At 59.2% G+C, this 13,096-nt stretch carries 10 protein-coding genes; 6 read left to right on the top strand and 4 right to left on the bottom strand.

Annotation, left to right across the window (positions count from 1 at the left end; translation table 11 throughout):
• Positions 1–16 precede the first annotated feature (16 nt).
• A complete protein-coding gene (locus tag C4J91_RS04685) occupies positions 17–646 on the bottom strand; it encodes an alpha/beta hydrolase (RefSeq protein WP_124361281.1) in 630 nt (209 codons plus the stop codon).
• A 146-nt stretch (positions 647–792) separates the two neighbouring features.
• Between C4J91_RS04685 and C4J91_RS04680 the strand changes: the two genes are divergently transcribed.
• Positions 793–1,230, top strand: a complete 438-nt coding sequence (locus C4J91_RS04680; RefSeq protein ID WP_057724532.1) for a YhcB family protein — start codon at positions 793–795, stop codon at positions 1,228–1,230.
• Positions 1,231–1,423: 193 nt separating this feature from the next.
• On the opposite strand, the gene C4J91_RS04675 is transcribed toward C4J91_RS04680, so the two are convergent.
• The 3 genes from C4J91_RS04675 to C4J91_RS04665 form a co-directional block, all read right to left on the bottom strand.
• Positions 1,424–3,148 (bottom strand): ABC transporter ATP-binding protein/permease, encoded by a 1,725-nt coding sequence (locus C4J91_RS04675; RefSeq protein WP_124361280.1) that lies wholly within the window; start codon positions 3,146–3,148, stop codon positions 1,424–1,426.
• Positions 3,149–3,247: 99 nt separating this feature from the next.
• Positions 3,248–3,808: a response regulator transcription factor gene (locus tag C4J91_RS04670; protein WP_124361279.1), complete on the bottom strand. Its 561-nt coding sequence runs from the start codon at positions 3,806–3,808 to the stop codon at positions 3,248–3,250.
• Positions 3,801–5,063 (bottom strand): ATP-binding protein, encoded by a 1,263-nt coding sequence (locus C4J91_RS04665; protein ID WP_124361278.1) that lies wholly within the window; start codon positions 5,061–5,063, stop codon positions 3,801–3,803. The genes C4J91_RS04670 and C4J91_RS04665 overlap by 8 nt, the downstream gene beginning before the upstream one ends.
• Before the next feature lie 245 nt (positions 5,064–5,308).
• Here C4J91_RS04665 and C4J91_RS04660 point away from each other — a divergent pair, with 245 nt between their 5' ends.
• The 5 genes from C4J91_RS04660 to C4J91_RS04640 all read left to right on the top strand — a co-directional run bounded on the left by C4J91_RS04660 (position 5,309) and on the right by C4J91_RS04640 (position 13,076).
• Complete coding sequence (locus tag C4J91_RS04660) at positions 5,309–6,022, top strand: SIMPL domain-containing protein (RefSeq protein WP_124361277.1); 714 nt, start codon at positions 5,309–5,311, stop codon at positions 6,020–6,022.
• A 92-nt stretch (positions 6,023–6,114) separates the two neighbouring features.
• Positions 6,115–7,716: an ABC transporter substrate-binding protein gene (locus tag C4J91_RS04655; protein ID WP_124361276.1), complete on the top strand. Its 1,602-nt coding sequence runs from the start codon at positions 6,115–6,117 to the stop codon at positions 7,714–7,716.
• 258 nt (positions 7,717–7,974) lie between these two features.
• Positions 7,975–9,603, top strand: a complete 1,629-nt coding sequence (locus tag C4J91_RS04650) for an ABC transporter substrate-binding protein (RefSeq protein WP_124361275.1) — start codon at positions 7,975–7,977, stop codon at positions 9,601–9,603.
• A gap of 304 nt (positions 9,604–9,907) precedes the next feature.
• Positions 9,908–11,512, top strand: coding sequence for an ABC transporter substrate-binding protein (locus tag C4J91_RS04645; protein ID WP_124361274.1), 1,605 nt, complete (start codon positions 9,908–9,910; stop codon positions 11,510–11,512).
• 169 nt (positions 11,513–11,681) lie between these two features.
• Positions 11,682–13,076: an OprD family outer membrane porin gene (locus C4J91_RS04640; RefSeq protein ID WP_124361273.1), complete on the top strand. Its 1,395-nt coding sequence runs from the start codon at positions 11,682–11,684 to the stop codon at positions 13,074–13,076.
• Positions 13,077–13,096: the final 20 nt, after the last annotated feature.

The raw sequence follows: 13,096 nt of genomic DNA, 5'->3' as shown, positions 1-13,096 counted from the left end.
GCTTATCAGACTGCTATCAATTCGAGAGGCGCGGCAGCACCAGATCCTTCAGATCGGTGAGCTTGCCGTGAAAAAAGTGTCCGCATTCTGCCACTTTCAGCAGCTCATGGGGGCGTTTCAGGGCGCCAGACCAGTCGTAGACGACTTGCGGGTCGACCACTTCGTCGGTTTCCGGCTGGATTAGCGTCAACGGGCAATCATGTGGCAGCACATCCGTGTCACGCAGGCGCATCACTGCGGCAGCCACCATGAACAGGTGCGCCAGCTTCTCGCCCTTGGCTTCCAGGCGCCCGCCGAGGCTGGCGGCCACATAGCCACCGAAGGAAAAGCCCAGCAGGGTGAGCGGCAGATCGGGGTGTTTTTCCCGCAGCCACGTGGCGGCCGCTTCGGCATCGTCAACTTCGCCGCTGGCCATGTCGTGGCTACCGGCACTCGCGCCGACGCCACGATAATTGAAACGCAACGTAATCAAGCCGGCGTCGCGGGCGGTGCGTTGCAGGGTCGAGACAACTTTATTGAGCATGGTCCCGCCCTGCACCGGGTTAGGGTGGCAGATCAGCGCCAGACCGCGTGGGGCGGGGTGATCCAGGTACAGGGCTTCCAATTGACCCACCGGGCCATCGATCAAAACGGGGGTTTCACGCATGAGCAAGGATGAACTCCGTGACCTCTCAAGGGGTCGACTCGTCTAGCTAAAAGTCTGTGCATGGCATCATTGCGAGCTTAATCGCGGTATACAGCGCAGGTTTGAGCCGTTAACGTAAAGCAAAGCCGTTTATAGAGGAAGGACTCGTGGAACACTCGCTCTTAGTTTGGTTGTTGCCGACTCTTGCCCTGGTTGCCGGTGTCGCCATTGGATTCCTGGTTGCTCGCCTGCTGCCGAATGCCGCGCCTAACCGCACGCAGCGTCAGCTGGATGACATTCAGGAACGTTTTGACAGTTATCAGAACGAGGTTGTTACCCACTTCAACAGCACCGCGACCCTGGTCAAGAAGCTCACCCAGAGCTACCAGGAAGTACAGGATCATCTCGCCGATGGCGCTAACCGCCTGGCCCTCGACGACATCACCCGCCAGCGCCTGCTGGCCGCGTTGCATTCCGATGCACCGCAGACCCCACGGGAACGCCTGACCCCGCCTCGGGAAAACCAGGAACCACCACGGGACTACGCGCCAAAAACGCCGGACGCCCCAGGCATGCTGGATGAGCATTACGGCTTGAAGAAGTAAGTTAGCTTCCAGCAACACAAAGCCCGGCTGATCGATGATCAGCCGGGCTTTTTATTGGGCCGTTTCTGTTGCTCAGTGAAGATCCAATGTGGGAGGGGGCTTGCTCCCGATGGCGGCGTGTCAGACTCAAAGTAGGTGACTGACACACCGCAATCGGGAGCAAGCCCCCTCCCACACTTGACCCCACATGACCTTAGGCCGGTTGCTGTTCCTGCAACCGCCCACCCTCGATGCGCACATGCCGCCCATGGAAGCGCTTGAGGCTGCTGCGATGACCGACGCTGACGATGCTCAACCCCGGCAGTTCATCGATCAACGCCTGATACAGCGTCGCTTCATCCTCTTCATCCATGGCCGAGGTGGCTTCGTCCATGTACAGCCATTGCGGCGCGAACAACAAGGCGCGGGCAAAGGCCAGGCGCTGCTGTTCGCCGGGCGAGAGCATGCGCTGCCAGTGGTTGGCTTCATCCAGACGGCTGACCAGATGCGGCAGGCGGCAGGTTTCCAGTACCTGTGCATAACGTTGCGCAGGGTAATCGCTGTCCTCTTGTGGATAACTCAACACTGCTTTCAACGTGCCAATCGGTAAATAAGGCTTCTGCGGCAGAAACAGATAACGCGTCGCCGGCAGGCGAATGCTGCCATGCCCTGCCGGCCACAAATGGCCCATTGCGCGCAGCAGCGTACTTTTACCACTGCCGGAACGCCCGCTGAGCATCACGCGCTGACCCGGCTCCACGGTCATGTCGGCGTCGGTGAGCAAGTGACGACCATCGGCCAGGTCCATGCCCAGATCCTTGATCACCAGGTGTTCGCCTTCAGGGCGCACATCGATGGCCGGGGCACGCTCCTCGTTGTCGCTCATGGCCTGCTGGAAACTCAGCAGACGGTCGCTGGTGGCACGCCACGCCGCCAGTTCCGAGTAGGCGTTGATGAACCAACTGAAGTTTTCCTGCACATTGCCAAACGCCGAGTTGATTTGCATCAGCTCGCCCAGTTCGATCTTGCCGGTGAAGTAGCGCGGCGCGGCGACGATAAACGGGAAGATAATCGCTATCTGGCTGTAGCCGGCGGTGAAGAAGGTCAGGCGCTTGGACACTTTCATGATGTCCCAGAAGTTGTGCCAGACCTTGCCGAAGCGCGAGCTCAGGCGCTGCTTTTCATTCGGTTCGCCGTTGTAGAGGGCGATGCTTTCAGCATTTTCACGCACCCGCACCATGGAGAAACGCAGGTCCGCTTCGAAGCGCTGTTGCTGGTTGTTCAAGCCGATCAAGCGTCGCCCGATCAGGTGCGTCAGCCAACTGCCCACGGCGGCATACAGCAGCGCACACCAGAACATGTAGCCGGGAATGGTGATGCCGAACACTTCGATGCTGCCCGACACGCCCCACAGGATGATCGAGAACGACACCAGGCTGACCACGTTGCGCAGCAGTCCCAGGCCCAGGCTCAAGGTGCTGGTGGTAAAGGTATTGAGGTCTTCGGAAATCCGCTGGTCCGGGTTGTCGGTGTAGCCGCCCTGCTCCAGCTGGTAGTAGTTCTTGTGGGCAAGCCAGCGCGCGAAGTGCTTTTCGGTCAGCCAGGCACGCCAGCGAATGGTGAGCATCTGGGTCAGGTACAAGCGATACACCGCGCCGAGGATCGCCACGGCCGCGATGCCGCCGAAGTAACCGATCAACTGCCAGAAGGCGGCCGTGTCCTTCTTTTCCAGGGCGTTGTAGAAATCCTTGTACCAGTGGTTGATCCACACCGAGATCGCCACGCTGAACAGCGACAAACCAATCACGGCAGCCAGCAGCAACCAGGCCCGGCCCTTCTCTTCACTGCGCCAATACGGCGTGATCATCGCCCAGGTTCGGCGGAAGAATTGCCCACGCACAGCATCGTTGACCGCGGAGTATTCAGCGTTCTGATTCATCGTTCAGGCTCGGTAGGAAATCATGACAGGCGTTTGAACCGATCATAGGCGATCGGTTCACGGCTCCGTGCAGCCTGAGGCAGATTGTTCAGTCTTCGTTCAGCGCCGTACCGGGCGCTTCTGCAATTTGCGCTGCAACGTGCGCCGGTGCATGCCCAAGGCGCGAGCAGTGGCGGAGATGTTGCCTTCGTGCTCGGTCAGTACGCGCTGGATGTGCTCCCACTGCAGGCGGTCGACCGACATGGGGTTTTCCGGCACCAGGGTGTCGAGGTCGGCGTGCTCGGAAAGCAGCGCGGCGAGCACGTCATCGGCATCCGCCGGCTTGCACAGGTAATTGCACGCGCCACGCTTGATCGCTTCTACGGCGGTGGCGATGCTGGAATAACCGGTGAGGATCACCACGCGCATTTCCGGGTCGAGCTCGAGCAGCTTGGGCAACAGCACCAGGCCCGAGTCGCCGTCCATTTTCAGGTCGAGCGCGGCGTAGTCCGGCAGGTCGGACTGGGCGATGGCCAGGCCCTCTTCGGCTGAGCCCGCAGTGCTGACGCGAAAACCGCGACGGCTCATGGCGCGGGCCATCACGCGGGTAAAGGTGGCGTCATCATCTACCAGCAACAGATGCGGCAGTTCTTCGCCTTCGACTTGGATCTCGTCACTCATCGATATCTCCTCGTGCGACACGGGGCAGGCGCAGCTCGGTGAGCGTGCCACCTTCCTCATGACTATAGAGCTTCACTGAGCCGCCCGCGCGGGTCACGCTGGCCTTGCTCAAAAACAGGCCGAGGCCGAAGCCTTTGCCCTTGGTGGTAAAGAACGGTTTGCCGATTTGCTCGGCAATGGCCAGCGGCACGCCCGCGCCGTGGTCACGAATGCTGATGGTGACGTTTTCCGCGTCCCAGTCCAACTGCACGCCCAAGCCCTCGGGGCAGGCGTCGGCCGCATTGTTCAGCAGGTTGAGCAACGCCTGGGTGAGATCAGGCGGCGGCGCCATGCGCGGTACGCTGCCCTGGCCCAACAGGCTGAACCGGTAACTGGCTTCGGGACGCATCAGGTGCCAACGGTTCAGCGCTTCGTCGAGCCACTGGGTGACATCCTGCATTTCAACCGCCAGGCGTCGATTGGCTTCGGCGGCGCGTACCAGTTGCTGCAGGGTCAATTTGCACTGCTTGACCTGTTCCTGCAGCACGCTGAGGTCATCCTGCAACGCCGGGTCGTGATGGTCCTGGGTCATCTCCTTGAGCAGCACGCTCATGGTCGCCAGCGGCGTGCCCAACTCGTGGGCGGCGCCTGCGGCCTGCGTGGCGACGGCCAGCAATTGCTGGTCGCGCAGGCCTTCTTCACGGCGAATCGCGCGCAGTTCTTCCTGGCGGCGCAACTCTTCGGCCATGCGCGCGGCAAAAAAGGTGATCACTGCGGCGGACAGCGCAAAGCTCAGCCACATCCCGTAGATCTGCAGGTTTTCCCGGGCGATGGGAAACGTCTGCAGAGGATAGAACTGCGCCAGCAGCAAGGTGTACAACGTTAGCGCAATGCCCGACAGCACCACCGAATAGCGCCACGGCAACGTCACGGCGGCAATGGTCAGTGGCACCAGGTAATAAGAAACGAACGGGTTGGTGGAACCGCCGGAGAAATACAGCAACACACTGTGGATAAACAGGTCGCATGCCAATTGCAGGGCATATTCCAATTCGGTGACCGGCCAGGTGGTGCGCAACCGGACGGCGGTAAACGCACACAGCACGCTGGAGAAGCCGAGAGTCACCGCCAGTTGCAGCCAGGGCAGCGGCAACAGGTCGAACCAATAGGCGAGCCCGACGGAACCCGCCTGTGCGGCCAAGACCAGGGTGCGGATGAACGTCAGGCGCCAGAGGTTCTGGCGGGTGGCGGAAGTCAGTTTTACGGCGGCGAGCATGAGCTCTCCCGATGAGCGCTGCAGGCGGATCGGCACGAGTATAAACGAAGCAGCGCCTCGGCATTCGGTGTGTGGCTCTTTGACGCAGTGGGCGCTGTAGCTATAAGCCACAAGTTGAAAGCTGCAAGTCAGCCTCGCTTTCACTTGTAGCTTGTAGCTTGAAACTTTTTTCTAATTCATAAACCCGAAGAACCCGATGCCACCGTCTACAGTCATACCGAACACGACAATCCCAAGGAGCTTTCATGTCTCGTTTCACTCGCAGTGCAGCGGTCCTCACCCTCGGCGCCAGCGCCCTGGCCAGCCTGCCGGCCATGGCCGCCGATGAACTGCATTACAACCAGATCTCCCTGCGCGCCGAAGTCAGCCAGGAAGTGGCGCGCGACAAGATGATCGTCACTCTTTACACCGAAGCGCAAAACGCCGACCCGGCCAAGCTTGCCGCTGAAATCACCACCACCATGAACCAGGCGTTGGGCCAGGCTCGTGAAGTCAAGGCCGTGACCCTGCGCCAAGGCAGCCGCAACAGCTACCCGATCTACGACAGCAAGAATCAGAAAATCACCGGCTGGCGCGAACGCGCCGAACTGCGCCTGGAAAGCGCGGACTTCCCGGCGCTGTCCAAACTCACCGGCGAGCTGTTGAACACCCTGAAAATGGACAACATGGACTTCGCCATCGCTGACAGCACGCGCAAGGCCAGCGAAGACGCGCTGCTCAAAGACGCGGTTGCCGCGTTCAAGGCCCGCGCGCAACTGGCCACCGATGCGCTGGGCGGCAAGGGTTACAAGATCGTCAACCTGAACTTCAACACCAATGGTTATCCACAGCCGTATGCGCGCGGCGGGATGATGATGAAAGCGGCCATGGTGGATTCGGCGCCAACGCCTGAAGTGGAGGCCGGCACCAGTCAGGTCAACATGAGTGCCGACGGCGTGATTGAAGTGCAAATGCAGTAACCCCCTACCTGACACACCTGAACGGCGGTAACCTCGGTGACCGCCGTTTTCGTTTGCGCAGCTTTTATAGGGCTGCCATTTCAGGGGTCTCCATGGAAAGAATCGCCTTCAAACCGCTCCTCCTTGCCGCAGGCCTCCTGGCCGTTACGCCGCTGGCACACGCCTCTACCACCCTGGTCTACTGCTCGGAAGCCAGCCCCGCCGGCTTCGACCCGAGCCAATACACCAGCGGCACCGAGTTCGACGCCTCCGCCGAAACCGTATTCAACCGCCTTACCCAGTTCAAGCGCGGCGGTACCGAAGTCGAGCCCGGCCTCGCCACCCGTTGGGAGGTGTCCGAAGACGGTCTCACCTATACCTTCCACCTGCGCGACGGCGTCAAGTTCCACACCACCGATTTCTTCACCCCCACCCGCGACTTCAACGCCGATGACGTGGTGTTTACCTTCAACCGCCTGCTGGATGCCGAGAGCCCGTTTCGCAAGGCCTACCCCTCCGAGTCGCCCTACTTCACCGACATGGGCCTGAACACCACGATCAAGAGCCTCGACAAACTCGACGAACACACCGTGCGCTTCAACCTGAACAACGTTGATGCATCGTTCGTGCAGAACCTGGCGATGAGTTTCGCTTCGGTGCAATCGGCCGAATATGCCGCCCAGCTCTTGAAGCAGGGCAAGGCCGAGGACATCAATCAGAAACCGGTCGGCACCGGCCCGTTCGTGTTCAAGCGCTATCAGAAAGACTCGCAGATCCGTTACGTCGCCAATAAGCAGTACTGGAAACCCGAGGACGTGAAGCTCGACAACCTGGTGTTCGCCATCACCCCTGACGCAGCTGCGCGCGTGCAGAAACTCAAGGCGGGTGAATGCCAGGTCAGCGGCTACCCGCGCCCGTCCGACATCGAGGTGATCAAGCAGGACCCAAACCTGCGCGTGCAGCAGCAGGCCGGCTTCAATTTGGGTTTCCTGGCGTACAACGTCACCCACCCGCCGCTGGACCAACTCAAGGTGCGCCAGGCGCTGGATATGGCCATCGACAAACCGGCCATCATCAAGGCCGTTTACCAAAGCGCCGGACAATTGGCGCAGAACGCTCTCCCTCCTGCGCAATGGTCTTATGACCCGACGATCAAGGACGCCCCCTACGACCCGGCCAAGGCCCGGGCGCTACTAAAAGAAGCAGGGGTTGCACCAGGTACCACCATCAACCTGTGGGCGATGACCGTGCAACGCGCCTCCAACCCGAACGCGCGCATGTCGGCACAAATGATCCAGCAGGATTGGGCCAAGGTCGGCATCAAGGCCAACATCGTCAGCTATGAGTGGGGCGAATACATCAAGCGCGCCAAAAATGGTGAGCATGACGCCATGATCTACGGCTGGACCGGCGATAACGGCGACCCGGATAACTGGCTCGGCGTGCTCTACAGTTGTGCCGCGGTCAAGGGCAGCAATTACGCCAAATGGTGTAACCCGGCCTATGACAAGCTGGTGCAGCAGGCCAAGGTCAGCAACGACCGCGACCAGCGCATCAAGTGGTATCAGCAGGCTCAACAAATCCTTAAGGAACAAGTACCTATAACGCCTATTGCGAACTCGACGGTTTTCCAGCCGCTGCGCAAGGAAGTTCGCGATTTCAAGATCAGCCCCTTTGGGCTGACACCGTTCTATGGCGTGAGTCTAGATAAGTAACAACAACGCCCCAACCGAGTGCACTAGACACGTCGGCTGGGCCTTTTCGGTGCGCACGGCGCACCGAAAAAACCCGCCAAATAGATGCATTTATGTCGAAACTTTCATAAATGCGACATTCTTGTACGCCCGTCCCACTGTTTGGCGCTTGCAACCGTTCAACATCTTGCAATGGGTATGGCGCCTGCATAAGTATCCGCAGGCCGACTCACGAGGTCGCCCTCACCACCAAAAATGACAACAAATCATGAGGCCAACATGCTTAAACACGCAGTCCTTCCGTTATTAGTGAGCGCTGGCCTTATGGCCGCAGCCCCGTTTGCCCAAGCGGCAACTAACCTGGTGTTCTGCTCCGAAGGGAGCCCGGCCGGTTTTGACCCAGGCCAGTACACCACCGGAACAGACTTCGATGCCTCGGCCGAAACCATGTTCAACCGCCTGAGCCAGTTCGAACGTGGCGGCACCGCCGTGATTCCTGGCCTCGCTACCAGCTGGGACGTGTCCCCGGACGGCCTGACGTATACCTTCCACCTTCGGGAAGGCGTCAAGTTCCACACCACCCCGTATTTCAAGCCGACGCGTGAATTCAATGCCGATGACGTGCTCTTCACGTTCAACCGCATGATCAACAAGGACGACCCGTTCCGCAAAGCCTACCCCACTGAGTTCCCGTACTTCTCCGACATGGAGATGGACAAGAACATCAAGAACATCGAAAAAGTCGATGACCACACCGTCAAGTTCACCCTTGGCACCGTGGACGCCGCCTTCATCCAGAACCTGGCGATGAGCTTCGCCTCGATCCAGTCGGCCGAATACGCCGCCCAGCTGTTGAAGGAAGGCAAGGCCAGCGACATCAACCAGAAGCCAATCGGCACTGGCCCGTTCGTGTTCAAGAGCTACCAGAAAGACTCCAATATTCGCTTCACCGGCAACAAGGAATACTGGAAGCCTGAAGACGTCAAGATCGACAACCTGATCTTCGCAATCTCCACGGACCCATCGGTCCGCATCCAGAAACTGAAGAAAAACGAGTGCCAGATCACGGCCTATCCTCGCCCGGCGGACATCAAGCCACTGGAAGCGGACAAGGACATGAAAATGCCGCACCAGGCCGGTTTCAACCTGGGGTACATCGCCTATAACGTGATGCCTGTGCTTAAAGGCCAGACCACGCCGAACCCATTGGCTGACCTGCGGGTTCGCCAGGCGCTGGACATGGCGGTGAACAAGCAGCAGATCATCGACTCCGTGTACCAGGGCGCTGGCCAATTGGCCGTCAACGCCATGCCGCCAACCCAGTGGTCGTATGACACCACTATCAAGGATGCCAAGTACGACCCGGCAAAAGCCAGGGAACTGCTCAAGGAAGCCGGCATCAAGGAAGGCACCGAGATCACCCTGTGGGCCATGCCAGTACAGCGTCCGTACAACCCGAACGCCAAGCTGATGGCCGAGATGCTGCAGAGCGACTGGAAACAGATCGGCCTGAAGGTCAACATCGTCAGCTACGAGTGGGGCGAGTACATCAAGCGTTCCAAAGGTGGTGAGAACCAGGCCATGATCATTGGCTGGAGCGGTGACAATGGTGACCCGGACAACTGGCTCGGCACGCTGTTTTCATCCCCGGCATTGAACGGCAACAACTTCTCCAAATTCGTCAACAAAGACTACGACGCCCTGATCAGCCAGGCCAAGGCGACCACAGACGTTGCCAAGCGCACCGAACTGTACAAACAGGCGCAACAACTGCTTAAACGTGAACTGCCTTACACACCTATCGCGCACTCGACGGTGTATCAACCCATGCGCAACACCGTGCAGGACTTCAAGATCAGCCCGTTTGGCTTGAACTCCTTCTATGGCGTCAGCGTAAGCGGCAAGTAAGGATCGATAGCGGCGACGCTCATAACGTCGCCGTTATTACATCTGCCAGACCCGTAGGAAACAGACCACACCCGCAAGCGTTGCCGCCTTACAGCAATGAACTGCGCTTCGTGCCTCCGTTGCCTACAGGGTCAATCCGATTTGGCGCATTTACTGTGAAGTCCGCGACCCATAACGTCGTAGGACTACAGAGGTACCAATTCGGGAAAGGCACTTACCGCATGTGGGACCAGTGATGTCCCCTTGGCTACAGGCCTGAGGGATTGCTCGCTGTTGATAACTACACACAAGGATCGGAATCGTCATGCGCCATACCACCGTTCTATCCGCAATGTTTGCCGCCAGCCTGCTGGCTGTGGCCACCACGGCTCAGGCCGCCGAAAAGAAGAGCCTGGTGTTCTGCTCCGAGGGCAGCCCGGCGGGCTTTGACACGGCGCAATACACCACCGCCACCGACAACGATGCCGCTGAGCCGTTATACAACCGTCTTGTCGAGTTCGAAAAAGGTGCGACTGACGTAGTGCCTGGGCTGGCAACCAAGTGGGATATTTCCGAAGACGGGCTGACCTACACCTTTCATCTGCGCGAAGGCGTGAAGTTCCACAGCAACAAGGAGTTCAAGCCGACACGCGACTTCAACGCCGACGACGTGCTGTTCACGTTCAACCGCATGCTTGACCCTGACCACCCGTTCCGCAAGGCCTACCCCACCGAGTTTCCGTACTTCAACGGCATGAGCCTGAACAAGAACATTGCCAAGGTCGAAAAAACCGACCCGCACACCGTGGTGATCACCCTGAATACGGTGGATGCCGCATTCGTGCAAAACATCGCCATGAGCTTCGCCGCAATCCTCTCGGCCGAGTATGCCGAGCAATTGCTCAAGGAAGGCAAACCCAGCGATATCAACCAGAAGCCCATCGGCACTGGCCCGTTCGTGTTCCAGCGTTATCAGAAAGACTCGCAGATTCGCTATGTGGCCAACAAACAGTATTGGGACCCCAGCAAGGTCAAGCTCGACCAATTGATCTTCGCCATCAATACCGACGCCTCGGTGCGCGTGCAGAAGCTCAAGGCCGGCGAATGCCAGGTCACCCTGCACCCGCGTCCCGCCGACGTCGACGCACTCAAGGCCGACCCGAACCTGCAACTGCTGACCAAGCCCGGCTTCAACCTTGGCTACATCGCCTACAACGTGCGCCACAAGCCCTTCGACCAGCTCGAAGTGCGCCAGGCGCTGGACATGGCGGTGAACAAGCAGAGCATCCTCAATGCGGTGTACCAGGGCGCCGGGCAACTGGCGGTCAACGCCATGCCGCCGACCCAGTGGTCCTACGACGACAGCATCAAGGACGCCGCCTACAACCCGGAAAAAGCCAAGGAACTGCTCAAGGCCGCCGGCGTGAAGGAAGGCACCGAGATCACCCTATGGGCGATGCCGGTGCAACGGCCGTACAACCCCAACGCCAAGCTGATGGCGGAAATGCTGCAGAACGATTGGGCCAAGATCGGCCTGAAAGTGAAGATCGTCAGCTACGAATGGGGCGAATACATCAAGCGCACCAAGAACGGCGAGCACGATGTCAGCCTGATCGGCTGGACCGGTGACAACGGTGACCCGGACAACTGGCTGGGCACCCTCTACAGCTGCGACGCCATCGGCGGGAACAACTACTCCATGTGGTGTGACCCGGCGTACGACAAGCTGATCAAGCAAGCCAAGGTCGTGACCGACCGCGAACAAAGGACTGTTCTGTACAAACAGGCGCAGCAACTGCTCAAGCAGCAGGTGCCGATCACGCCAGTCGCCCACTCGACGGTCAACCAGCCGTTGAGCGCCAAAGTCGAAGGCTTCAAGGTGAGCCCCTTCGGCCGCAACGTGTTCTCGGGCGTCAGTATCACCCCATAAGAAAATAACCGGATGGCGAAGGGCCTGGCGGCCTTTCGGCAAACGTGCAGCCTTTTGTTGGGATTTTTCCTACGCCAAACGTTTGCAATAGCTTGAACGAGTTACACACCCAATAGCCGGTTCACCTAAAAAGACCGGCATAAAAAAGAGAACCAAAGGAGCTTCACCCATGAAACTGAGCAGCAAAGCGCTTCTGGCCCTGGCCATCAGCAGCATCACGGCCACCGCCTACGCTGAAACGCAGAGCCAGGACTTCGTTCCTACCACCCTGGCCGGCACCAGCGCGCAAAGCGAGGCCAAAGGCTTTATCGAAGATTTCAGCCTGGGCGGTACCACGCGTAACTGGTACTCCCATGAAAGCAAATACCGTGGGGGCACCTTCGCTTACCAGAAGCACGGCGAAACCCGTACCGACCGCAACCGTACCAACTGGGTACAGGGCACCATCCTCAACGCCAGCTCGGGTTTCACCCAGGGCACTGTTGGCGTCAAGACCGAAGTGGCGGTGTACAACGCGCTGGTGTTGGACCGCAGCAAGCGTGACATCAAAGGCGGCTCCAACCGCACCCTGGCCGATTCCAACGGCGACGCTGTAGATCAGTGGAGCAAACTGGGCCTGGCCAACGTGCAGTTCCGTGTGTCCAACACCACCTTGACCGCCGGTCGCCAGAACTTCAGCAGCGGCATCGTCGATACCATCGGTAACCGTGCGCTGCCTTCCAGCTTCCAGGGTGTGAGCTTCAACAGCGAAGAGTTCAGCAACCTGTCGTTCCAGGGCGGTGTCTTCGATCGCGTGTCACCGCGTAGCGAACAGAGCCTGTCGAAATTCCGCAGCGAATACGGCAATGGCGCAGAAACCGACAAAGTCTCCACCCTGGGTGTGAACTACCAGCCGCTGAAAAGCCTGAAGACCAGCTTCTTCGCCGCCAACGTGAAGGACTTCTGGAACCAGTACTACTTCGGTGCTACCCACGAACTGGGCGACGCCAAGCAACTGGGCCTGACCACCGGTTTCAACTACTACAAGACGGTCGATGAAGGCAAAAAAGAGATGGGGGAAATCGACAACGATACCTTCTCCCTGTCCCTGGGCCTGACTCACCAGGCACACAGCCTGACCTTCGCTTACCAGCAAGTGAACGGTAACGAGTACTTCGACTACCTGCACGAAACCAACGGCATCTACCTGGCCAACTCCCTGACCTCGGACTTCAACGGCCCGAACGAGAAGTCCTTCCAGATCGCCTACGCCATCAACATGGCCGAATACGGCGTGCCAGGCCTGAAGTTCAACGCCTACTCGGCGCGCGGCTGGGACATCGACGGCACCCACTACACCGGCAACAACGGCCGGGCCAAGTTCGCCTACGACGGCATTCAGTCCCAGGACGGCGAGAAGCACCAGGAATACGGTGTAGGCGCCTCTTATGCCCTGCAGAGCGGCCCACTCAAAGCCACTACCGTGCGCGCAACCTATGTTGAGCACCGTGGCAGCGAGTTCCAGTCCGACGGCAGCATCAAGGAATTCCGTCTGGTCACCACCATTCCGTTCAACATTCTTTAATTAGCGCCAGGCAGGCGGCG

Source organism: Pseudomonas sp. R3-52-08 (assembly GCF_003851745.1).
In the GTDB taxonomy this organism is placed as follows: domain Bacteria; phylum Pseudomonadota; class Gammaproteobacteria; order Pseudomonadales; family Pseudomonadaceae; genus Aquipseudomonas.
The sequence above is the reverse complement of the archived record's forward strand: the minus strand, read 5'-3'. Positions and strand labels throughout refer to the sequence as shown.

Coding starts and splice junctions, on each gene's coding strand:
- C4J91_RS04650 (WP_124361275.1), top strand. CDS start 7,975: ATGCTTAAACACGCAGTCCTTCCGTTATTAGTGAGCGCTGGCCTTATG.
- C4J91_RS04685 (WP_124361281.1), bottom strand. CDS start 646: ATGCGTGAAACCCCCGTTTTGATCGATGGCCCGGTGGGTCAATTGGAA.
- C4J91_RS04645 (WP_124361274.1), top strand. CDS start 9,908: ATGCGCCATACCACCGTTCTATCCGCAATGTTTGCCGCCAGCCTGCTG.
- C4J91_RS04655 (WP_124361276.1), top strand. CDS start 6,115: ATGGAAAGAATCGCCTTCAAACCGCTCCTCCTTGCCGCAGGCCTCCTG.
- C4J91_RS04640 (WP_124361273.1), top strand. CDS start 11,682: ATGAAACTGAGCAGCAAAGCGCTTCTGGCCCTGGCCATCAGCAGCATC.
- C4J91_RS04665 (WP_124361278.1), bottom strand. CDS start 5,063: ATGCTCGCCGCCGTAAAACTGACTTCCGCCACCCGCCAGAACCTCTGG.
- C4J91_RS04670 (WP_124361279.1), bottom strand. CDS start 3,808: ATGAGTGACGAGATCCAAGTCGAAGGCGAAGAACTGCCGCATCTGTTG.
- C4J91_RS04660 (WP_124361277.1), top strand. CDS start 5,309: ATGTCTCGTTTCACTCGCAGTGCAGCGGTCCTCACCCTCGGCGCCAGC.
- C4J91_RS04675 (WP_124361280.1), bottom strand. CDS start 3,148: ATGAATCAGAACGCTGAATACTCCGCGGTCAACGATGCTGTGCGTGGG.